General features: G+C 45.7%; 22 protein-coding genes and 1 other annotated feature. All 22 genes read right to left on the bottom strand.

The features are described 5' to 3' along the window. Window positions 1-14: 14 nt before the first annotated feature. The gene (gene greA, locus AC1WMD_RS05220; protein WP_043905563.1) at window positions 15-491 is read right to left on the bottom strand and encodes a transcription elongation factor GreA; all 477 of its coding nucleotides are present in this window, start codon (window positions 489-491) and stop codon (window positions 15-17) included. Between the two features lie 127 nt (window positions 492-618). Continuing rightward, window positions 619-1,254, bottom strand: a complete 636-nt coding sequence (udk, locus tag AC1WMD_RS05215) for a uridine kinase (RefSeq protein ID WP_043905564.1) — start codon at window positions 1,252-1,254, stop codon at window positions 619-621. A 1-nt stretch (window position 1,255) separates the two neighbouring features. Then, window positions 1,256-2,524, bottom strand: coding sequence for a peptidase U32 family protein (locus tag AC1WMD_RS05210; RefSeq protein WP_043905565.1), 1,269 nt, complete (start codon window positions 2,522-2,524; stop codon window positions 1,256-1,258). A 51-nt stretch (window positions 2,525-2,575) separates the two neighbouring features. Continuing rightward, on the bottom strand, window positions 2,576-3,505 hold the full coding sequence (locus tag AC1WMD_RS05205) for a peptidase U32 family protein (protein WP_494256196.1): 930 nt from the start codon (window positions 3,503-3,505) through the stop codon (window positions 2,576-2,578). After that, the gene (locus AC1WMD_RS05200; RefSeq protein WP_494256195.1) at window positions 3,502-4,155 is read right to left on the bottom strand and encodes an O-methyltransferase; all 654 of its coding nucleotides are present in this window, start codon (window positions 4,153-4,155) and stop codon (window positions 3,502-3,504) included. Before AC1WMD_RS05200 ends, AC1WMD_RS05205 begins: the two co-directional genes overlap by 4 nt. 139 nt (window positions 4,156-4,294) lie before the next feature. Beyond that, window positions 4,295-5,389, bottom strand: coding sequence for an endolytic transglycosylase MltG (gene mltG / locus AC1WMD_RS05195; protein ID WP_494256194.1), 1,095 nt, complete (start codon window positions 5,387-5,389; stop codon window positions 4,295-4,297). A gap of 113 nt (window positions 5,390-5,502) precedes the next feature. Next, window positions 5,503-5,799, bottom strand: a complete 297-nt coding sequence (locus tag AC1WMD_RS05190) for a DUF1292 domain-containing protein (RefSeq protein WP_494256193.1) — start codon at window positions 5,797-5,799, stop codon at window positions 5,503-5,505. Window positions 5,800-5,815: 16 nt separating this feature from the next. Continuing rightward, the gene (gene ruvX / locus AC1WMD_RS05185; protein ID WP_043905570.1) at window positions 5,816-6,232 is read right to left on the bottom strand and encodes a Holliday junction resolvase RuvX; all 417 of its coding nucleotides are present in this window, start codon (window positions 6,230-6,232) and stop codon (window positions 5,816-5,818) included. A gap of 3 nt (window positions 6,233-6,235) precedes the next feature. After that, window positions 6,236-6,502 carry an IreB family regulatory phosphoprotein gene (locus tag AC1WMD_RS05180; RefSeq protein WP_043905571.1) on the bottom strand — a complete coding sequence of 89 codons (267 nt, stop codon included), beginning with the start codon at window positions 6,500-6,502 and terminating at the stop codon, window positions 6,236-6,238. 70 nt (window positions 6,503-6,572) lie between these two features. Then, complete coding sequence (gene alaS, locus AC1WMD_RS05175) at window positions 6,573-9,206, bottom strand: alanine--tRNA ligase (protein ID WP_494256299.1); 2,634 nt, start codon at window positions 9,204-9,206, stop codon at window positions 6,573-6,575. Between the two features lie 57 nt (window positions 9,207-9,263). Further along, window positions 9,264-9,491 (bottom strand) — a binding site (T-box leader). 46 nt (window positions 9,492-9,537) lie between these two features. Then, complete coding sequence (locus AC1WMD_RS05170) at window positions 9,538-10,599, bottom strand: AI-2E family transporter (protein WP_043905573.1); 1,062 nt, start codon at window positions 10,597-10,599, stop codon at window positions 9,538-9,540. Between the two features lie 94 nt (window positions 10,600-10,693). Continuing rightward, window positions 10,694-10,828, bottom strand: coding sequence for a YrzQ family protein (locus AC1WMD_RS05165; RefSeq protein WP_088124193.1), 135 nt, complete (start codon window positions 10,826-10,828; stop codon window positions 10,694-10,696). Window positions 10,829-10,840: 12 nt separating this feature from the next. Continuing rightward, the gene (locus AC1WMD_RS05160) at window positions 10,841-11,032 is read right to left on the bottom strand and encodes a YrzR-like zinc ribbon domain (RefSeq protein WP_043905574.1); all 192 of its coding nucleotides are present in this window, start codon (window positions 11,030-11,032) and stop codon (window positions 10,841-10,843) included. Between the two features lie 15 nt (window positions 11,033-11,047). After that, window positions 11,048-11,521: a PRC-barrel domain-containing protein gene (locus AC1WMD_RS05155; protein WP_043905575.1), complete on the bottom strand. Its 474-nt coding sequence runs from the start codon at window positions 11,519-11,521 to the stop codon at window positions 11,048-11,050. 35 nt (window positions 11,522-11,556) lie between these two features. After that, the gene (gene recD2 / locus AC1WMD_RS05150) at window positions 11,557-13,911 is read right to left on the bottom strand and encodes an SF1B family DNA helicase RecD2 (RefSeq protein WP_043905576.1); all 2,355 of its coding nucleotides are present in this window, start codon (window positions 13,909-13,911) and stop codon (window positions 11,557-11,559) included. Between the two features lie 18 nt (window positions 13,912-13,929). Then, window positions 13,930-14,592: a tetratricopeptide repeat protein gene (locus tag AC1WMD_RS05145; RefSeq protein ID WP_043905577.1), complete on the bottom strand. Its 663-nt coding sequence runs from the start codon at window positions 14,590-14,592 to the stop codon at window positions 13,930-13,932. Between the two features lie 143 nt (window positions 14,593-14,735). Continuing rightward, a complete protein-coding gene (gene mnmA / locus AC1WMD_RS05140; RefSeq protein WP_043905578.1) occupies window positions 14,736-15,851 on the bottom strand; it encodes a tRNA 2-thiouridine(34) synthase MnmA in 1,116 nt (371 codons plus the stop codon). Window positions 15,852-15,865: 14 nt separating this feature from the next. Beyond that, window positions 15,866-17,008 (bottom strand): cysteine desulfurase family protein, encoded by a 1,143-nt coding sequence (locus tag AC1WMD_RS05135; RefSeq protein WP_494256192.1) that lies wholly within the window; start codon window positions 17,006-17,008, stop codon window positions 15,866-15,868. 18 nt (window positions 17,009-17,026) lie between these two features. Further along, window positions 17,027-17,443: a cysteine metabolism transcriptional regulator CymR gene (gene cymR, locus AC1WMD_RS05130; RefSeq protein ID WP_043905580.1), complete on the bottom strand. Its 417-nt coding sequence runs from the start codon at window positions 17,441-17,443 to the stop codon at window positions 17,027-17,029. A gap of 10 nt (window positions 17,444-17,453) precedes the next feature. Further along, entirely contained in the window at window positions 17,454-18,113 is a 660-nt protein-coding gene (locus AC1WMD_RS05125; protein ID WP_043905581.1) for a YczE/YyaS/YitT family protein, read from the bottom strand. A 66-nt stretch (window positions 18,114-18,179) separates the two neighbouring features. Continuing rightward, on the bottom strand, window positions 18,180-19,475 hold the full coding sequence (locus AC1WMD_RS05120; RefSeq protein ID WP_494256191.1) for a replication-associated recombination protein A: 1,296 nt from the start codon (window positions 19,473-19,475) through the stop codon (window positions 18,180-18,182). A gap of 381 nt (window positions 19,476-19,856) precedes the next feature. Continuing rightward, complete coding sequence (locus AC1WMD_RS05115) at window positions 19,857-22,907, bottom strand: efflux RND transporter permease subunit (RefSeq protein WP_494256190.1); 3,051 nt, start codon at window positions 22,905-22,907, stop codon at window positions 19,857-19,859. Between the last annotated feature and the right edge of the window lie 148 nt (window positions 22,908-23,055).

Below are 23,055 nucleotides of genomic sequence, written 5' to 3'. Positions count from 1 at the left end.
TTTTATTTTGAAACCTATTTAACGGCAACAATTTTTACAACCATTTCTCCGCCTGGCGTTTGCACGGTGACTTCTTCGCCAACTTTTCTGCCAAGCAGCGATTTCGCGATTGGGGAATCATTGGAAATTTTTCCTTCAAACGGATCGGCTTCGGCGCTGCCGACAATCGTATACGTTTCTTCTTCCCCATCTGGAAGTTCAATAAATGTCACTGATTTTCCCAGTGAAACGACATCAGGATTTTCCTTGTCTTCCTCAATGATCACCGCATTGCGAATCATATTTTCCAGCATTTGAATGCGCGACTCGACAAATGCTTGTTCATCTTTAGCAGCATCGTATTCCGAGTTTTCCGACAAATCCCCAAAACCGCGGGCAATTTTAATGCGTTCAACTACTTCCTTCCGCTTTACCGTTTTTAAATACTCAAGCTCTTGTTCCAGTTTCTCTTTTCCCTCTTTTGTCATCGGATATTGCTTTTCATTTGCCATCATCTTTCACTCCTCTATATATTTTCTTTTTTTATTGTGTGTATGTAAAACGTACGAACAACAAGAAAAGTTGCTCGTACGCTTACTTGGTTATAATATTTATATTGTTTTTATCTATGCCATGTTATTATAAAAACGATTTTTGTTCAAGAATTGTGTGAATTTTTGTGACCATTAAATCAATGGCGACATGATTTTGTCCGCCTTCCGGGATAATGATATCGGCATAGCGTTTCGTCGGTTCGACGAATTGATTATGCATTGGGCGGACGACGGAAACATACTGTTCGATCACCGACTCAAGCGTGCGACCTCGTTCCTTAATGTCGCGAAGCAAGCGGCGGATAATGCGGATGTCCGCATCGGTATCAACGTATACTTTAATATCCATTAAGTTGCGCAAACGCTCATCCTCTAAGACAAGAATCCCTTCTAAAATAATAACATCTTTTGGCTCGACGTAAATGACTTTATTCGATCGCGTGTGAAGTTTGTAATCATACACCGGCTTTTCAATCGGTTCATACCGCAATAATTTATGAATATGCTCAATTAACAAATCATTATCAAACGCAAGCGGATGATCGTAATTCGTTTTCAGCCGTTCTTCAAACGGGAGATGGCTTTGGTCCTTATAGTAAAAATCTTGCTCGAGCACTAAAATCGAGCGATCGCCAAAATGCTCATAAATTGCCCTTGCCACGCTCGTTTTCCCCGAGCCGGACCCGCCGGCCACACCGATGACAATAGGCTTCTTCCCCATGTTAGTTCTCCTTTCTCATCATGTTGTACGGGAAGACTTCGCGCTCTACTTTAAATTTGACAATTTGCAGTGGATGGCGCGCCGCATCTAATTCGTTTCCATCCTCGTCCCAAATTTTTTCTACTACTTGTGTGAAGTTTTCAATTTCCGGACCAAAAAATTCCACTTCATCGCCTGGTTTAAAGAAGTTGCGCTGCTGCAATGTCACCATTTGCGTTTCTTTATCATAATCGAGGACAAGGCCGGCAAATTCATGGGTCGTTTGGCGACCGTGCGAACCGTACATATGATCGTTGTACCCTGGCATTCCGTTAAAGAAAGACGGAGCTGTATCACGGTTGGCACATTTATCAAGCTCTTTTATCCATTCCTCGCGAATGACAAAATGGTCCGGATCTGCGCAATACGCGTCAATCACTTTGCGGTATACGCTCACGACCGTCGCCACGTAATGGATCGATTTCATCCGTCCTTCAATTTTTAAACTGTCAATCCCTAATTCAATCATGGCTGGAATAGCGCGAAGCAAATTCAAATCTTTGGCGCTCATCGCAAACGGAGCGTCGTTTTCATCAAAGAGTGGGATCTCTTTGTCTCCTTCTAATTTATATAAATCATAATCCCATCGGCACGATTGGCAGCAGCCTCCGCGGTTCGAATCGCGCGCCGTCATATGGTTGCTTAATACGCAGCGGCCAGAGTACGCCGAGCACATCGCTCCGTGAATAAACGCTTCAATCTCAATATCGACTTTTTCTTTAATTTCGCGGATTTCTTGCGCACTCGTTTCACGCGCAAGCACGACGCGCTCCAACCCTTCCTCTTTCCAAAACTGCACCGCTTTCCAGTTGGCGAGCGACTGCTGCGTGCTTAAATGCACTTCCAATTTCGGCGCCACACGGCGCGCCGTTTCGATAATAAGCGGGTCAGCGACGATAATGCCGTGAACGCCAGCTTGCTCTAATGCCTGTAAATATTCCTCAAGGCCTGGAATGTTTTCGTTATGGGCATAAATGTTGGCCGTTACATACACTTTGGCGCCATATTGGTTTGCAAACTGAACGCCTTCTTTAATTTCCTCGATGGTAAAGTTATCAGCGTTCGCGCGCAAGCTGTATTCTTGACCGCCGATAAACACCGCATCCGCACCGTAGTGCACGGCGATTTTTAGCTTTTCCAAGTTGCCGGCCGGAGCAAGCAGCTCGGGTTTTTTTACGATCACGCGTTTGCCGTCAATAATTTTGGAAATTTTATCATTTTTTAGCAGCATCCGCTCATTCCTCCTTTTCTTATTGTCTAGCGCCATGCAACGCATTCTCTGTTAGTAAACCGTTTCTTTAAAGAAAAATCCCGTATCCAATGGACGGTGTTTCGGCTGAATCGCTTCGATTTGCGCCAACAGCTCGTCTTTTTCTTTTTCGTATTGCGCACGGTTTTCCGCACATAAATCAATGGCGCGACGATATAGTTTTGTCACTTCGGTAATATAGCTTTGTTCATGCAGCACTCCATCGATTTTAAAGCTGTCAATCCCCGCGTCTACCATCTCGCTCAATTCGTCAATGATGCAAATATCGTTTGGACTCATAATATGTGTGCCGTTTTCATCCTCGAAAATCGGATATTTATTGTCGCGTTCTTTATCATATAAAAACATGCCTTTTTCATATTTTTTCCGTTCGATCTCCATCACTTTTCCTTGATATTCAAAATAGTTGCCGATCAATGAACGTTTCGACTGGTACATGCACGTCATCCCGTGCACTTGTACTTCGATTTCCACTTCAGCATGCTTTTTAATATCCAAAATCGCCTCCATATTTAATTCACGGGCAAGAACAGCGCGCTTTGCTCCCTTTCTTCCCCAGTAGTTGCACGTATACCAGTTTGTCGCCGTCGTTTCCGTATTCCAGTGCAGCTTCATCTGCGGGGCGACTTCACGCACGGTCATTAATACAGCCGGATCGCCAAAGACGATCGCATCGGCCCCGACTTCGGCAAGAAAGCGAACGTAATCACCAAGTTCGTCGACTTTATCGTTATGAAAAATGGCATTCATCGCGACATACACTTTCATGCCATATTGGTGTGCTGCTTTCACCGCTTCTGCAACATCCGCGCGGGAAAACTCCCCGGCGAGGCGCAGACCGTAGCGCTGCTCGCCGATCATCACCGCATCGGCACCGGCATTGGCTAAATCATGTATATGGGAAACGCTCGTTGGCGTCACTAACAATTCTGGTTTTTTCATTGCCTCTCACCTCGTTTTCTTGATATTGCCACCCCATCTCCAACCGGGAGAATGATCGTTTCGTAATCGTTACGGCTGGCAAGCCATTCGTTATAACGGCGAATTTTCGCCGCTAACTGACGAATGCGCTTGTTTTCAATTGGCTCCTCTGTGGCAACAAGCCCCTTGAACAATACATTATCGGTAATGATCAAACCGTTTTCTGCAAGCAGCGGTTCATACAGTTCAAAAAAGCGCTGATATTGTCCTTTCGCCGCATCAATAAACAAAACATCAAATGGGGCAGCTTTCGCGACATCGCTATAGACGTGAAGCGCATCGCCGAAAATCACGCGAATTTGCCCGCTTGTCCCTGTTTGGTTGATATAAAAAAGGGCGCGCTCATATCGCTCCTTGTCTCTTTCAATCGTAATAATTTCGGCGGCGGGAAGCGCTTTTGCCATGCGGATCGCCGAATATCCTATCGCCGTGCCGATTTCCAAAATCCGTTTTGGCTGGGCGATTTTCAATATGTGCAGCATCACTTCTATTCCCGTCATTTCCATAATCGGAATATCATATTTTTGCGCGTAACGTTCCATCTCTTTTATTTGCTCATCCCGCTCGGGAATAAACTGCTTAATATATTCGATTATTTCTTTCGATATCAAAAGAGCTCCTCCTCGAAAAAATAAGAGTCACTGAAGGACTCTTATTGCAGGATAGCGATTGATAACTTTATATATACTACCACAAAACACGCCAAATGCGAAATATTTTTGTCTATCGTCCAGCAATTCACATTCGATTCTATTGTTTTCCAATATATTTCTCCTTTTGCTGGTTATGTTCCTCTAATGTTTTTGTAAAAATGACATCCCCTGCCGGAGTGGCAAGAAAATAGAAATAATCGGTTTGCTCCGGTTCGAGCGCCGCCTTAATAGACATTTCGCTGCTGTTGGCAATCGGTCCCGGTGGAAGCCCTTTATGAATATACGTATTATAAGGAGATTGTACTTCCAAGTCTTTGTACAAAACGCGATCTTTATGTTTACCAAGCGCATACAAAACGGTCGGGTCTGTCTGCAACGGCATGTCCTTGCGGAGGCGGTTGTAAAACACGCTCGCAATTTTTTTGCGGTCCGCTTTTTCTGTTGCTTCCTCCTCGATTAAGGAAGACATTGTTAACAGCTGATGCACAGGCATGTTGACCGCCTTCCTATTCTGTTCGTACTTCGCTAATACTTCTTCCGTTTTTTTCAGCATCTCCTCAATAATATCGGAAATAGGAGGCTTTTTGTCCGCAAACGAATACGTAGCCGGAAACAAATAGCCTTCGAGCGGATAGCGGATGTTTTTATTGAAAATATCCTTCGACAAAACGGTCGGATATTTTTTCATCAAATGCTCAATATAAGCACGGTCATTTAACTGTTTTAGTATCTCTTCCTTCTTGTATCCCGTTTTTTCGGCAATGATGGCCGCGATTTGCGTTATTTGCGTCCCTTCCGGAATCGTCAGCTTTAGCCCGCTTTTTTCCGTTACTTTCCCTGTTTTTAGAACCGCAATGATGTTTTCCATCGACATGGACCGATTCAAATCATATTCTCCCGCCTGAAAATTGACATGATTTTTAAATTTTACATAATAGCGAAAAACGGTCGCACTTTTAATTAGCCTCTTTTTTTCTAACAGATTGGCAATTTCATTCACGGAAGAGCCGATAGGAATCGATATATGAACAGGCGTTTTATCCTGTGGATCGACTGGTTGCAATGCCGACTTGATATAGAAATAGCTGCCTGCCCCTATCGCTATACAAGCAACTAATATCGCAGCGCAAACCATCAAAACGATTTTTCGAACAATTTGTGTATCTTTTTGGAAAAACTGGTTATTATCCATCGAAAACCTCCTTTCACTCGTGATATTATACTACAAATTTTTGCATTTTTCGCTATTTGTTTGTCTTTTTCCATAAAAAAAGATGGCCCGCTATACCGGCCATCTTTTTCTTCTTACTCCTCCTGCTCCTCTTGTTCGGCACAGAACGTATTCCATACTTCTTCAATCATTTCCCATTCTTCTTCGGACTCAATTGGCAGCAGTTCCCCTTCCTGCTCTCCTTCACCAGGAATAAATGCCGACACATGAATTTCCGTTTCTTCGTCATCGTCTTCAAATTCCGCGCCTACCGGATAATAAAACACATACGATTTTCCAAAGTCTTCCGATTCAAACGTAAACAATATTTCACATAATTGCTCATTGCCGTTTTCATCGACAACAGTAATATGTCGATCGCCATGTTCCATATTTTTCTCCTCCAATTTACTGTTTACTATCCAAATACGACTGCAAAATGACGACAGCCGCCATTTTATCAATGACCTGCCTGCGCTTTTTGCGGCTGAGATCAGCGGCGATTAACATCCGCTCCGCTGCCATGGTGGATAAACGCTCGTCCCACAATATGACCGGCAGGGAAAATTCCCGTTTGAGCAATTCTGCGAAGCGCTGGCTCGCTTCGGCACGCGGACCGATCGTTCCGTTCATATTTTTCGGAAATCCGACGACAATCGTTCCAACCTGATATTCGTCAATAATTTCGCGAAGCCGCTTCAGCCCGTACTCTCCACGTTCCTCGTCAATCGCGATCGTTTCCAGTCCTTGCGCCGTCCAGCCCAGTTCATCGCTGACTGCTACTCCAAGCGTCTTTGTACCCAAATCAAGTCCTAATGTACGCATCGTTTAATCCTTTCGCTGCCCCTGTAGATAGAATTTCACCAATTCCTCAATTAATTCATCACGCTCCACTTTTCGAATTAACGTCCGGGCATCTTTATGGCGGGGGATGTAAGCAGGGTCGCCAGATAATAAGTACCCGACAATTTGATTAATCGGATTGTATCCTTTTTCTTGCAGAGCGTCATAGACTGTCAGCAATACTTCGCGAATATTTGTCTCGGCTGGCTCTTCCGAAAAATGAAACCGCATCGTTTGGTCAAACGAGCTCACCGTCTCCACCTCGCTCTCCGTTCTGGCATCTCCCTATCTTACATCCATTGTACACTATCTTCATCAATTATCAAACGGATTTTATCCATTTTTCGACATATTGCAAGGCTTCTCCAACTTTGCTTGGGTCTTTTCCGCCGGCCTGCGCCATGTCAGGGCGACCGCCGCCACCGCCGCCGCAGCGAGCGGCCACTTCTTTAATTAATTTTCCGGCATGGTATCCTTTTTCCACTAAATCATCCGTCACACCGGCAATCAAGTTTACTTTTTCCTCTTGTACAGCGGCTAGCACGATAATAGCGGATCCTAGTTTTTGTTTCAAATCGTCCACCATCGTCCGCAAATGATTCATATCTGTCGCATTGACTTTGCTAGCCAATACCGGAATGCCGTTTACTTCTTTGACTTTATGGACCAAATTAGCCGCTTCTAAATTGCCAAGACGGGCCGCGAGCGATTCATTTTCGCGCTGCAATTGACGAATTTCGTTCATTAATGCATCCAGACGACTTACTATTTCTCTCGGGTTCGTTTTTAATTTTTGCGCCACTTCTTGCAACAGAGCGATTTGCTCATTCATAAAGCGGTACGCTGCTTCGCCTGTAACGGCTTCAATCCGGCGAGTGCCGGCGCCGATTCCGGTCTCAGAGACGATTTTAAACAAGCCGATCGCCGAAGTGTTCGGCACATGGCAGCCTCCGCAAAGCTCTAAACTGTAATCGCCTACTTGCACGACACGGACAATCTCGCCGTATTTTTCGCCAAATAGCGCCATCGCCCCCATCGCTTTCGCTTCTTCAAGCGGCTTATAGAAAATGTCGACCGGGATGCTGCGCCAAATTTTTTCATTGACAATGGCTTCGATTTGCTCTAACTCCTCTGGTTTCACTTGACCAAAGTGGGTAAAATCAAAGCGCAAGCGGTCAGGAGCGACTAACGATCCTGCCTGGTTGACATGAGGCCCGAGCACATCCTTTAACGCCTGATGCAACAGATGGGTCGCTGTATGGTTTTTAATAATATTGGCCCGTTTTGCCTCATTAATTTGCGCTGTATATGTTTCTCCTTTTCTCAATGTTCCTTTTTCGACAACGACGTGATGCAGGTGCTGCCCGTTTGGCGCTTTTTGGACATCTTTCACAAACGCTTTTGTTGTTTCGCTTTCAATCCAGCCTTGGTCGGCGATCTGCCCGCCGCTTTCCGCATAGAACGGGGTTACATTCAATATGATTTGCGCTTCGTCTCCTTCTTTTACTTCATCGACAAGCTGCCCGTCTTTGACAATAACGGCGACCGTAGATTGCGTATGAAGCTGATCGTAACCGACAAACTTGCTTTCTACTTTAATATCGCCGAGCACACCGCCTTGTACTTGCATCGAGTCGACGTCCTGTCTAGCGGCACGAGCGCGCTCACGTTGCCGTTCCATTTCCCGTTCAAACCCGTCGTGGTCGACTTTCATTCCTTCTTCTTGCGCGTATTCTTCCGTTAGTTCAATTGGAAAACCGTACGTATCATAAAGGCGGAACACATCTTCTCCGGAAATGACATCGCTTCCCCGTTCTTTTTCTTTTTGAATGACGCTTGCTAAAATCGCTAACCCTTCATGAAGCGTTTCGTGGAAGCGCTCTTCTTCATTTTTGATCACTTTCTGAATGAACTCGGCTTTTTCTTTTACTTCCGGATAGAAATCGTTCATGATTTCACCAACAACCGGCACCAATTCGTACATAAACGGTCGCTCGATACCGAGCTGCTTAGCATAGCGAACCGCTCGGCGCAACAACCGGCGCAATACATATCCGCGCCCTTCGTTCGAAGGCAGCGCGCCGTCGCCAATCGCGAACGTAACCGCGCGAATATGGTCAGCGATCACTTTAAACGCCACGTCTTTCTCCTTGTCCACGCCATATTTTTGTCCGGAAATTTGTTCGGTTGCGCGAATGATCGGCATAAATAAATCGGTTTCAAAGTTTGTCGGCACTTCTTGCAAAATCGAGCACATCCGCTCTAGTCCCATGCCTGTATCAATGTTTTTCTTTGGAAGCGGCGTGTACGTGCCGTCTGGATTATGGTTGAATTGCGAAAATACCAAGTTCCACACTTCTAAATAGCGGTCGTTTTCCCCGCCCGGATACAATTCCGGATCGTCCGGATCGTTTCCGAATTCTTCGCCGCGGTCATAGAAAATTTCCGTATTTGGTCCGCTCGGTCCTTCGCCAATATCCCAAAAGTTTCCTTCCAACCGAATGATTCGTTCTTCCGGAATGCCGATTTCTTTATGCCAAATTTCAAACGCTTCCTCATCTTCCGGATGAACCGTGACAGACAATCGGTCAGGGTCAAAACCAATCCATTTTTCGCTCGTTAAAAATTCCCATGCCCAATGAATCGCTTCCCGTTTAAAATAGTCGCCGATGGAAAAGTTTCCGAGCATTTCAAAAAAGGTATGATGGCGTGCCGTTTTGCCGACATTTTCAATATCATTGGTACGGATCGATTTTTGTGCGTTACAAATGCGCGGGTTATCCGGAACTACACGGCCATCAAAATATTTCTTTAATGTAGCAACACCGCTGTTAATCCACAACAATGATGGATCATCGACAGGAATGAGTGACGCGCTTGGTTCAACGGCATGACCTTTTTCCTTGAAAAAATCTAAAAACATTTTCCTTACTTGTGCTGAAGTAAGCTTTTTCATCATGATCCTCCCTTTCTTCGCCATATTGAACTTGAATATAAAAAACTCTCATCCCCCTTCAGGGACGAGAGTTATGCTCGCGGTACCACCCTGTTTATGAACGACAAAAGCGTTCATCACCTCATTGGCCGTAACGTGGCCTAGACGTCAGGTTTTGCCTGCGCTCCGGATTAGCGTTCTGTTACCCTTCATCTGGAATTTCTTTCAGCCGCGGAAATTCCTCTCTGTGCGCGAATTCGCGCTTTAAGATGGACTGTAACATACTCGATCCGTCATCGCATTATGTATTCACTTTTTCATTGTATGATTATAGACAAGCTGTATCGATTTGTCAACGCGACTGGTAATGTTCTTTCCAATGAAGAAGAGCCACCTTCAATACTGCAAGAAGCGGAACAGCAATAATAAGGCCGATCACTCCGGCAAATTCGCCGCCAAAAAGCAAAGCAAACATAATCACGAGCGGATGCATATGCAAACTTTTCCCGACGATGAGCGGCGATAAAATATTTCCTTCCAAAAATTGAAGGAGAAAAATAATAGCAGCGACGATGAGCACCATTTTCACGGAAACGGTTGCCGCTAAAATGACGGCGGGAATGGCGCCGATAACTGGGCCGAAATAAGGGATGATATTGGTGATGCCGATGATGCAGCCAAGCAACAGCGGATAATCCATTCCGACAAGCCATAAAGCTAACGCGGCCACCGTGCCGATCACAGCTCCTACAAACAATTGCCCGCGGATATAGTTGCCAAGCGATTCGTCGACATCTTTCAAAAAGGCAATTCCCGGCTCCCGCCACCGTTTCGGCGTCATATACCATACCGCTTTTTTCAACAGTTCAATATCCTTCAACATGTAAAATACAATAAATGGAATAAGCAGAAACAACACCGCCGAATTGACCAACCCTTTTACACCATTCATCACCATCGTTACCATATCGGCAGCAGTTCGTTCCATTTGGGTCAGCATCGTTTCAATTCGCGTATGAATTTCCATTGGCCATGTCGATGTGTGATTATGAATGTCCTTCGCCCAATTCCGGTATGTTTCGATTAACGTTGGCAAGCTTTCGCTCAACTGTTTCAGCTGTTGAATAAACAGCGGAATGCCTTTATAAAGTCCGTAGCCAATGCCGCCGAAAAAAAGAAAATAGATCAATAAAATGGCTAGCCAGCGTGGGATCCCCTTTTCATAAATGTATTCCACCAACGGATGCAATAAATAAGTAATAAAAGCGGCAATGATAAATGGAATCAACGCAGTAATCAATAAATCAATGGCAGGCAGCCATACTTCTTTCATGCGAACCACTAAATAGATAATCACCGTAATTAGCAACCATTTGCCAATCCGGACAATCGATAACCACTGCTGTTCCCCCATCGTAACACCCCCTATCGTTAGTGTAGGAGAAGGGGGCAGAATTATACAAAAAAGTGCCAATCCCCGCTATGTTCACGGGAATTGACACCAACTTTCAGCGAATGGCGCGGGCTAAACGGCGGCGCATTCTTTTCATTGTGCGGTTGTCCATCCAGCCATTGCGTTGCGCTGCTTGATAGGCAGCAATGCCTAATCCTAATGCCAACAGCGAAGTCATTGTCCGATTCATGCTCGTTCCCTCCTAAAATTGGATCGTGCGCTCATGTTCATCAAATAGATCATCTAACGAGCTTAACGTCCCGTCTTCCTCGACTTGATGGGTATGAATAATCCCTTTTGACACGGACAATTCAATAAAGCAATCCCAGCAATAGTACTGGTTCACACCAATTTTCCCTAAATTTTTGCTTTTACAATTCGGGCAAATGAGCACGAACAGCCACTCTCCTTACATCGTTGTGTTTACAATAATCGCTTCTTCCCCCGCGGTAAAAGGGGCAGCGTCAATTCGCTTTTTTCCTTCCGTTAAATCGGCAAAAAAACCGTCTGTAATCTCATATCCTCCGATTATGCCCAATTGCCCGTGAAAATATACATCCTCTAATAATCCAAGTTTTTTCCCATCGGCCGTAATCACCGGTTTGCCGGCGATTCCGCGTTCACTGTAAAGAGAGTAGCCGGTTTGGAACGAGGAAAATGGTTGTAAACATGCAGCATCCTTTATGATAACCCCATCCGTCCCAACTGCTTGCACGGCGGAAAACGGGAGATAGCGATGGCGGGCAAGCCACCCTTTGCTTTCTACTGCAAATCCTTGCACTGTTCCATTATTCGTAAAACAAATATCGCTGATTTTTCCAACTGTCTTTCCCGTTTTTTGTTCATATACGGGAAGACCTTTCATATGAGAAAATGTTCGCAAAGATCTCCCCACCTTTCCAGCCATGCTTAGCTTGGCTAGCTGCTCATAAAATCATACGGTGAAACGTTTTCCATCCCTATGTTCGCATCTTCCATCGGCAGTTCTCCTTCGGCAAATGGCGCGAGAAACCGTTGCAATTTCTCCGTCAGCGTTGTCTGCCGCGTCCCGTCATCGCTGCGGGCGACTCCGAGCCGAAACGCCTCTTCCTCTCCACATAAAATTAAAAACTGTTTGCTTCTTGTCACGGCGGTATATAGCAAATTCCGCTTCAACATGCGGTAATAACTTTTGACAACGGGCAAAATAACAATTGGAAATTCGCTTCCTTGTGCTTTATGAATCGAGCAGCAATAGGCATGGGTAATTTGCGACAAGTCTTGCCGCGAATACGTGACCTCGATGCCATCAAACGAAACAACGACTAAATCCTGCTTTTCCGTATTTTCTTTCGCGTAAAAAATGGCGACAATTTCACCAATATCTCCGTTAAACACGTTATCATCCGGCTGATTGACAAGCTGCAACACTTTGTCGCCGACCCTGTACACGACATCGCCGACAGAAAGCTCCCGTTTTTTTTCAGACTTTGGATTAAATAATTCTTGCAGCACTTGGTTCATCCGGTCAATTCCGGCAGGTCCGCGGTACATTGGCGCAAGCACTTGAATATCTTTTACAGCAAAACCTTTTTTGCGCGCGTTATCGGCAATTTGCCGCACTACTTCGGCCACTTGTCCTGTCTGGCAACGAATAAAGGAGCGATCCGCTTTTTGGACCGTTAAATCGGAAGGAACAAGGCCGTTTTTCATCTGGTGGGCCAATTCAATAATCGATGATCCTTCCGCCTGCCGGTATACTTCAGTTAGGCGCACGGTCGGCACCACCCCTGCTCTTAGCAAGTCCTTTAACACTTGTCCCGGTCCAACCGATGGAAGTTGATCTTCATCACCAACAAGAATCACTTGCATACCGTCAGGGATTGATTTAAACAGTTGATTCGCCAGCCATGTATCGACCATCGACATTTCATCGACAATTAAAAGCTTGCCGCTAATCGGCTCATCCTCGTCATGCGTAAAACCTTCCGCTCCGTTCCAGCCAAGCAGCCGGTGAATCGTCACGGCCGGAAGCCCCGTCGCCTCGCTCATTCGCTTTGCTGCTCTTCCCGTCGGTGCGGCTAGCAAAATCGGAAACGGCTGGTCTTTCGTATAGTCTTTCGGATCAAGGGAAAGACCATGCAAATCAGCAAATATTTCCACGATCCCTTTAATGACCGTCGTTTTCCCTGTACCGGGACCGCCGGTTAAAATAAAAAGCGAAGAGGAAAGCGCCTGGCGAATCGCTTCTTTTTGCAGCGGAGCGTATTGTACGGACAAACGCTCCTCCAATCTGCCGAGCGCCAGTAAAAATTCCGATTCCGGAAACGTCATGACCACTTCCGTTTGCTGCAGCAAACGTTTTACGTTTGTTACAATACCTTTTTCGGCAAAATAAAGCGACGGAATATAAAACCTTTCCTCCTCCTCAATGAGTTTGCCTTCCTCGGCAAGCATAACCAACATTTGCTCAATCGTTTCGACGCGGATCGTTTCACTGCGTTTTGCTTCTAAAAGCTGCTTCACATGTGCTATCAGCTGATCTTTTGTCACATACACATGTCCCTCTTGCAGGCAATCCTGTTCTAGCACAAATAAACAGGCGGCGCGAATCCGCGCCGGGTGGCTTCCGGAAATGCCAAGCTGGTATCCTAATTCATCGGCGCGGCCAAAGCCAATTCCTTCAACATCTTCAACAAGCTGGTACGGGTTTTGCTGAATAATGGAAAGCGTTTCTTCATGATACACTTGATAAATTTTCATCGCTAACTGAGGCCCAAACCCAAATTGCGAAAGGGCGATCATCGTTTGCTCTAATCCCTCGTGGGTGCGCAGCGTTTCGTACAATTCTTTTGCCTTTTGTTTCGTTAATTTCGGAACGCCATCTAATACGCTTGGATCCTCCAAAATTTTAGAAATGGCATTTTCCCCAAGCGTTTCGACGATGGCCGTTGCCGTTTTTTTTCCGATTCCTTTAAATAAATCGCTCGATAAATAATGAATGAGACCCTCTTTTGTATTCGGGAACTGTTTGCGAAAATGTTCCACTACGTACTGCCGGCCGAACCGCGGATGGTTATGAAATTTCCCATAAAAAATATACGTATCCTGTTCGTTCATTTTCGGAAAATATCCGGTCACTACTACTTCTTGTTCTTCACAGGCTTCATTCGTTTCTTCTACGCGGACGCGGATGACGGAATAAAAATTTTCCTCGTTATGAAAAATCGTGGCAACACATGTTCCTTTAATAAACGACGCTTCGTCTAATGCAAACGATTCCTGTTGGTGCAATGGGAATCCCCTGCCTTTTTATCGTTGTAGCTTTTTTTCCATCATTTTTTTCCCATATCCTGCTAATAGATGATCCGGCTGGATTTCCAAAGCGGTTGCAAACATGTCGTGGGCGGTTTGGATATCCTCTTTGTAGGAATAGATGACGCCTAAATTATAATAGGCATCCGCATGACGAGGATCTAGCTGAATCGTTTTTTGGAAATAGTTCATCGCTTCGTCGACCAATTCGAGATGGGCAAGGCATAATCCTAGTTGAAACACAGCCTCCACGTCGTCTTCCTTCAATTCCACCGCCCTTTGTAAATACGGAAGCGCCAGCCGCGGCATCTCCAAGTTGATTAGCGACATGCCAAGCATAAAAAAGGCGTCGGCATCATGCAAACCTTTTTGAATCGCCTGTTCAAACATATTCTTTGCCTGGGCGAATTGCCCGCGTTTGTAATAAACGGAGCCTATTCCGTAATAAGCGGCGGCTGCATTGTCATCAAGCTCGAGCGCTTTTTGGAAAAACTGCAGCGCCTTTTCCTCTTCTCCCGCCGCGGCTAACACCGTGCCGAAATTAATGTAGCCGACTGGATCTTTCGGATTTTCTTCAATCGCATCATGGAAACATTGGATCGCTTTCTCGTAATTTCCTTGTTGCATATAGGCAATTCCTTGTTGATTTTTATCCCTCACTGTTTTGTCACTCCTTACACCAATTTTAGCACATATGTTCGTAATTTTCTATCATTTACAAAAACACCTCAACCCAGGCAAGAGTTGAGGTGTTTTCAGTCTGTAGCCGCTTTTTTCGCTTTCCAAGGCTATCGTGCTATCCTTTAACCGACGTACCAGAGTTTTTCGCCATCGCGGAACACTTCATCAATGGTGCCGCCGCCAAGGCACTCCTCACCGTTATAAAAGACAACCGCTTGTCCCGGCGTAACGGCACGAACCGGCTCATCAAACACCACTTCGACTCTTTCGTCATCGATCGGATGAACGGTAACGCCAGTATCCGGCTGACGGTAGCGGAATTTTGCCGTGCAACGGAATGACTGCGTCGGTTTGCGATCCGACACCCAATTGACATTGGTGGCAATGAGCGAAGTAGAGTACAAATATTCATTGTTGAATCCTTGCGCTACGTACAAAATATTTTCTTTAACATTTTTGCCGACGACAAACCACGGCTCGCCGCTTCCGCCAATACCGAGGCCGTGGCGCTGCCCGATCGTATAGTACATCACTCCGTCATGCGTTCCTTTTACTTCACCATCCAGCGTTTTCATCACGCCTGGCTGCGCCGGCAAATAATTGCTTAAAAACTCTTTAAAATCGCGTTCCCCGATAAAGCAAATTCCCGTGCTGTCTTTTTTTCCAGCGGTGGCAAGCCCCGCCTCTTTCGCAATTTGCCGCACTTGCGCTTTTTCAAGATGCCCGATCGGAAACATTACTTTTGACAGCTGCGCTTGTCCTAGCTGGTTCAAAAAGTACGTTTGGTCTTTATTTTGATCAACGCCCCGCAGCATTTTATATTCGCCGTCGCGATACGCCACGCGCGCATAGTGCCCAGTCGCTACATAGTCGGCTCCGATCGATAGCGCATGCTCTAAAAATGCTTTGAACTTAATTTCTTTGTTGCACATCACATCCGGGTTTGGAGTGCGTCCAGCTTTATACTCGTCCAAAAAATACGTAAACACTTTATCCCAATACTGTTTTTCAAAATTGACGGCATAATACGGGATGCCGATTTGATTGCAGACGCGCACTACATCTTCGTAATCTTCGGTCGCCGTGCAGACGCCGTTTTCATCTGTGTCATCCCAGTTTTTCATAAAAATCCCGATAACGTCGTAGCCTTGTTGTTTTAAAAGCAACGCCGCCACGGAAGAATCGACACCGCCAGACATGCCGACAACGACACGTGTATCTTTTGGCGCTTTGTTCATGTTGTTTCACCACCTTATTTATTTGTTAATCTTTTCACAATTTTTACCGTTTCCGTCGCTGCCCGCTCAATTTGTTCTTTTGTATTTCCAAGTCCAAAACTAAAGCGAATCGACGAGCGAATTCGTTCCGACTCTTTTCCGAACATGGCGACGAGCACATGGGACGGATCAATCGAACCGGCCGTGCATGCCGAACCACTGGAAGCAGCGATTCCTGCCAAATCGAGATTGACCAGCATCGACTCGACGTTTGTGCCTGGAAACGCCACATTGACGATATGCGGCAATCCGTCTTCGCTTCCGTTTACTGCAAAATCGATGCCGGATTCAGCAAAAATAGACAGCATCGTATTCCGCAGCAGGCGATACTCTTCCTGTTTCTGCTTCATCTTTTTTTGGGAAATTTCCACCGCTTTGGCAAACCCGGCAATGCCGGCGACATTTTCCGTTCCGGCGCGGCGCTTCCGCTCTTGCTCCCCGCCGTAAAAAAGCGGAGACAGCTTGACCGTTTCTCGGGCATATAAAGCTCCAATCCCTTTTGGGCCGTTTATTTTATGGCTTGAAACAGACAGCAGATCAATATGGTTCTCATTGACGTCAATCGGTACAAGTCCATAAGCCTGCACCGCATCCGTATGAAAATAAGCTTGGTGCTCTTTTAGTAATTCCCCGATTTCGCGAATCGGCTGTAGCACGCCTACTTCGTTATTCGCAAACATGATCGAAACAAGAATAGTGTCATCGCGAAGCGCCGCTTTGACATCGGCCGGAGAAACTTTTCCTTGTTCATCTACCGGAAGATAGGTGACATAAAATCCTTGTTTTTCTAAATATTGACATGCACGCAATACGGCGTGATGCTCAATCGCCGTCGTTATAATATGGCGCCCGCGATCACGGTTTGCTACCGCTGTGCCGATGAGCGCCATATTATCCGCTTCCGTCCCGCCGCTGGTGAAAATGACTTCCGTCTCTTTCGCGCCAATGCTTTTTGCTATCAAAGCCCTTGCTTCATCAACCGCATGACGGCTTTGTCTGCCAAAATAATGAATGCTGGACGGGTTTCCAAACACTTCGGTCATAAACGGAATCATGCGCTCGACCACATCCGGATGAACCGGTGACGTAGCGGCATGATCCAAATAAATCCGGTCCAATGATCATTCTCCTTTCCATCAAATATAAAACATATATGCCTCATTGCCATCTTCACTATACTTCGCCAAATCTTCCAGCGTCGTGCTGTCTAACACTTCCTCGACCGCGTCGCGAATGCGAATCCATAATTCCCGTTTGGCCGGTTCTTCTTCCTCAAGTTCTTCGACAGGCGTGATCGGCCCTTCCAACACACGGATCACATCCCCGGCGGTAATTTTCGCCGGGTGATCCGCTAGCACGTAGCCGCCGTAGGCCCCGCGGATGCTTTTGACAAGTCCGGCATTCCTAAGCGGTGTGACAAGCTGCTCCAAATAATGTTCGGACAAATTATTTGCTTTGGCGATCGAACGCAGCGAAATCGGGCGGTCGCCATATTTTTTTGCCAACTCAATCATAATCGTCAATCCATACCTACCCTTTGTCGAAATCTTCATATTACTCCTCCTATCGGCTTAAACCTTGTGTTTCTACATGAATTGGTTCTATGATACGTTCGGTGATTTTTCGACATTGCGGAAGGGCTATGCCAGCCACCGATCCGATCGTCACGCAAAAAATGAGCGTCCCTATCGATACCGGTCCGCCTAGCAGCCAACCGGCCAATAAAACAACCCCTTCCATTCCGATGCGAATATATTGCACTTTCCAGCCGGTTAAATCCATCAGGGCAAGCATCAAGCTATCGCGAGGGCCAGCGCCGACTTTGGCCGAAATATATAGTCCCATTCCATAACCGGCAATAACAATGCCAATCAGCAGCATCGCAAATCTTCCTGCTATTGTAGCAGGAGTTTGCAAATACGGAATCATCATATACATGTCGATAAATATACCGACAAAAAGCATATTCAAAAAAGCGCCGAGTTTCGGCAGCTGTTTGACAAGCAGGGAAGACAATGCCAAAATCACAATGCCGACAATAATCGACCATGTCCCAATCGTCAGCCCGAATTTCCGGTACAATCCGATATGCAACACATCCCACGGCGCACAGCCAACATCCGCTTTAATCGTCAGCACAATCCCAAATGACATCACTAAAAGACCAATAAAATAAATCGCCCAACGAAACAAAGACACGAATTTATGGTGAGAATGGGACATAAGCTCCCTCCATATTAAACAAAGTAAACAAATCGATTGTCATTATATCATAAAATTTTGTTTCCTTCATTTTTGAACATCGTTTTGCCGTTTTAATTGTTCCAGCCGCTCATATACTTTCGCATAATATTTCTCCTCTCCGTGCTCTTTCGGCACATAATATTTTATACCTGCCAACTTCTCCGGCAAATATTGCTGCGCTACCCAGCCGTTTGGGTAATCATGGGGATACCGATATCCTTTTCCGTGTCCAAGCACGCTTGCTCCATGATAATGCGCATCTTTTAAATGATCAGGAATATCGCCGATCTTTCCGGCACGCACATCGGCAATTGCCGCATCGAGTGCTTTATAGGCAGAGTTTGATTTCGCGCTTAAACACAGCTCGATCGTGACAACCGAAAGCGGAATTCTTGCCTCCGGAAGCCCTAACCGTTCTACTGCGTTGACCGCTGCTTGCACTTTCACTCCCATCATCGGATTGGCCAGCCCGATATCTTCATAGGCGATGACAAGCAATCTCCGGCAAACGGCTGCTAAATCCCCACCCTCAAGCAGGCGCGCTAAATAATGAAGCGCCGCATCGACATCGCTGCCGCGCACGCTTTTTTGAAACGCCGATAGAAGCGAATAATACGCATCCCCGTTTTTATCATGGGTAAATCCCCGGTTTGCTGCACACTCCGCTATCGTCTCCTCTTCGACATAAATCTGCCCATCCACTTCTCGAGAAGCATAGACAGCCGCTTCTAACAAATTTAGCGCGACGCGCGCATCCCCGCCGGACGCGCGGGCAATGCGAAAAAGCGACTGTTCTTCGATCACGATGCGAAAATTTCCCAACCCCCTGTCCGGATCTTGCAGCGCGCGCTGCAAGAGGATAACGATATCATCAGGCAAAAGGCGCTTCAATTGTTGAATTTGTCCGCAGCGGCTGCGGATCGCCGGATTTACTTCATGAAACGGATTTTCCGTCGTAGCGCCGATCAGCGTAATCAAACCATTTTCCACATGGGGAAGCAAATAGTCTTGCTGCGCCTTATTAAAACGGTGGATTTCATCGATAAATAAAATGACGTTGCCGGTAAGCTTCGCCGTCTCCACCACTTCTTCGATATCCTTTTTTCCCGACGTCGTCGCGTTAATGGCAAAAAACTCGCGCCCAGCCGTGCCAGCAATCGCATAGGCAAGCGACGTTTTTCCCGTCCCCGGCTCTCCGTACAGCAATAACGAAGGCACATACCCTTTTTGAATCATTTTGTACAAAGCGGTATGCGGCCCAATAATATGTTTTTGTCCGACAATCTCGTCAATGTTTCGCGGTCTCATGCGGACAGCAAGCGGTTCCGCCGTAAAAAGCATGAAACGATCCCTCGCTTATGAAAAATATCGTTGTTCTTTAGCTGCCCATGCAACAAAAGTCCTCTACAGCCGACAGAGAGCTTCTACCCATCGAAATAGCGCTCTATTGCCGCCATTAATTCATTGGCTATTTTTCATAAAGCAGCAGCGCATTCACCATAAACGGCCGTGCTCTTCTCCAATTATAAACCGAACCTTTCGCCATCCCGCTCTGTTCGGCAATTTCTTGCATCGATGTAGCATAGCGCAAACAGCTGCAGAGCCGTCTGAAATTTCTCCTTCCTTATTCCCTGTTTATGATTAATTATAATAGATTCTTTGGGCGAAAAAAATGAAACAAAAACGATGGATGGCCCATTGCAACATGGGCCATCCTTTCATTTACTGTTTCATCCGTTCTGCCTTCGCCTGCCGAATAAAGAATAACTCATACATAACTGGAATAAGAATAAGCGTTAACAAAGTGGAAGAGGTAAGACCGCCGATCACGGTAATCGCCAATCCTTTGGAAATCAATGTTCCTGACTCGCTCGTTAGCGCCAATGGAATCAGCGCTGTCACCGTCGCAAACGCCGTCATTAAAATCGGCCGCAGCCGTGTTTTTCCTGCTTCCATAATCGCGGCGCGAATCGCCATTCCCTTTTGTTCACGGTTTTGTCCAATGCGGTCGACAAGAACGATAGCGTTGGTCGTGACAATTCCAATTAGCATTAATAGTCCGATCATGACGCTGATGGATAGCGGCTCTTTTGCGATGTATAAACCGAGGAGCGAGCCGATCGGCACGAAAATGAGTGAAGACAGAATGACAAACGGAATGCGCGCTTTTCCAAATGTGACGAGCATCGTAATATAGACAAGGCCAATGGCAATAAGCATCGCGATGCCAAGCTCCTGGAACGTTTGCACCGTCTCATCGCTACCGCCTCCTCCCTCTAATGACACATCATCAGGAAGGTTCAGATCATTTTTCACATGGCGGATGACATCATTGGTGACTTTTTGGATGTTATCGCCAACGATTTGCGCGGATACACGGGCAAACACTTTTCCATTCAGTTTTTGAATTGACATATACGTATCTACCTCGTTGACAGATGCCAGCTCGGAGACAGGAACAAGACCTCTCTTTGTAAAAATCATCGTATTTTTCAGCTCATCTACCGATTGCAGATGTTGATTGTACGATAATTGAACGGTCCGCTCTTTTCCGTTTAGCGTCAATGTTCCGACCTCTACCGGCTTCGTGGCATCAGCAATCGTCCCTAAAATTTGAAATCCAGAGACGCCATAAGCGGCCGCTTTTTCCGGATCGATATCGACGACGATTTGTTTTTGCTTATCGGCAAAGTTGTTCGTTACATTTTTCAAATCATGACGTTTATTTAAATAGATTTCTACTTGTTTTGCTGCTTTTTGCAAGGAAGATAAATTGTTGGAATACAAATCAATATCGACGTTGTTATTTGTCGGCGGACCGCCGCTCTCCAGCTCGCTCACGCCGAACTTTGTCCCAGGCGCTTTTTCGTTGACGATTTGTTCCATCCTTTTCTCTAGCTTTTTGATTAATGGCGCAACAGCAACATCTTCTTGTAAATTGATAAAATAGTTTGCCTGGTTTTGACGTTTTAGCCCGCTGCGATAATCACGGCTGCCAATGGCTGCGGTGACGTTTTTGATTTCTTTCTGTTTGGCAAGCATTTTTTCTAATGCCAGTGATACATCATTTGTTTTTTCCAGCGACGTTGAAGACGGCAGTTCGATGCTGGCGACCAGCGTTTTTTGCTCTTCATTTGGCAAAAAAGTAAACCCTAGCGCCGGAGCGAGTGCAAATGAACCGACAAGCAATACAACCGATAGCAGCAAAACAAGCGCTTTATGGCGAAGCGCCCAGGCAATGACGTGTCCGTAAACACGCTGCAGCGCGCCTTCTTTTTCTTCCGGCGGAACTTTTTTAAAGGAGAATTTCGCCAAAATCGGCACAACCGTAACGGCAACAACCAAAGAAACCAACAGCGCGAACACAATCGTTAAAGCAAACGGCAGGAAAAATTCGCCGGTAATTCCGCCGACAAAGCCGAGCGGCAAAAAAACAACCACTGTCGTAATCGTCGAAGAGGTAATCGCTTTTAGTATCTCTCTCGTCGAATCTTGAATAAGTTCATCCGTTATTCCCGTTCTCGCCTTGCGCACACGGCGGAAAATATTTTCAATGACGACAATGCTGTCATCGACGACCCGCCCTACCGCTACGGCCATCCCGCCAAGTGTCATGACATTTAAAGAAATATCCATTCGATTGAGAAAAATGGAAGCGACTAATAGCGAAAGCGGAATGGAAACGATCGCGATGACCGTCGCGCGCACGTTGCGCAAAAAGAGAAGCACCGCAACCGAAGCGAACAGCGCCCCGAGCAATCCTTCACGGACGAGCGATTCGACCGATTTTTTAATTCCTTCCGCGGAATCAAAACCGATCGTGTAATCGAATTTGTCCTTATATGAATCCAATACTTTGATCACTTTGTCCGCCACTTCTACCGTGTTTGCGTCTTGCTTTTTCGTCACTGCCATCGATAGCGCTTCTTTCAAGTTAAAGCGCGTAAACTCGGCCTGATCGGTGACCGTTTCGATACGGGCGATGTCTTTTAACTTAATCGCTGGCTTTGTTTGCGCCACAGCCGGCATGGATTGCAGCACCGGCGATGTCAGCGTCACATTTTCCAGCTCTTTCACCGTTTCTAGCTTTTCTTGCACACGAACAGGAATTTGCAGCGTATCGGTATGAACATTGCCAGCTGGGAAAGACATGTATTTTTCATTGATTTGATCTTTAATCTGTGACAGCGTCAATCCTGCCTGCAGCGCTTTTTGCTTATCGACGGTAATTTTAACAATTTCTTCCTTCTCACCGCCGACAGAGATGGAATTAATTCCATCAATTTTATTTAATTCAGGAATGACTTCTGTCTCTAATATGTTTTGCAAATCCACGTCTTTCTTGGCGAATAAAGAGATATTAAAAATAGGAATCGTTCCAAATGAAAACCGGTTGACTTTTGTCTCTGCATTTTCCGGAAGGTCCGTGCTCTTTATTAATGTGTCAACTTGGCGTTCTACTTCATCCATATCGGTATGAAACGGAAACTCGAGATTAATAACGGCCATGCTTTCGTACGAAGAACTTTGCATTCTCTTTAGCCCTTCAAGCGACTTGAATTTTTCCTCCAGCTTCGCCGTTACTTGATCGTTTATATCTTGCGGTGATGCCCCCGGATAAACGATTTCAATCGATAATTGCGGAAATTCAATGTTTGGAAGCAAATCGACTTTCAGCGATGAAAACGAGTATGCTCCTAAAATAATCAGCAAAAAAGAAATAATGAATACGGCAACTGCATTTTTCAGGCTAAATTTTGTTAAAAAATTCATCTTTCCCCCTCTTTCTTCTCATCCCTATATACATAGTAGATCATATAGATTCATTATAAAAAGTGATCGGCAAACTTTCAAAATATAAAGTTTAAATTTGCTAATAAGGGGAAAACTATTATCTATCTAAATTTATTTGCGGGGTGTA

The organism is Parageobacillus sp. NEAU-HV-2, assembly GCF_059115485.1.
This window is presented reverse-complemented; position numbering and strand designations above follow the sequence as displayed.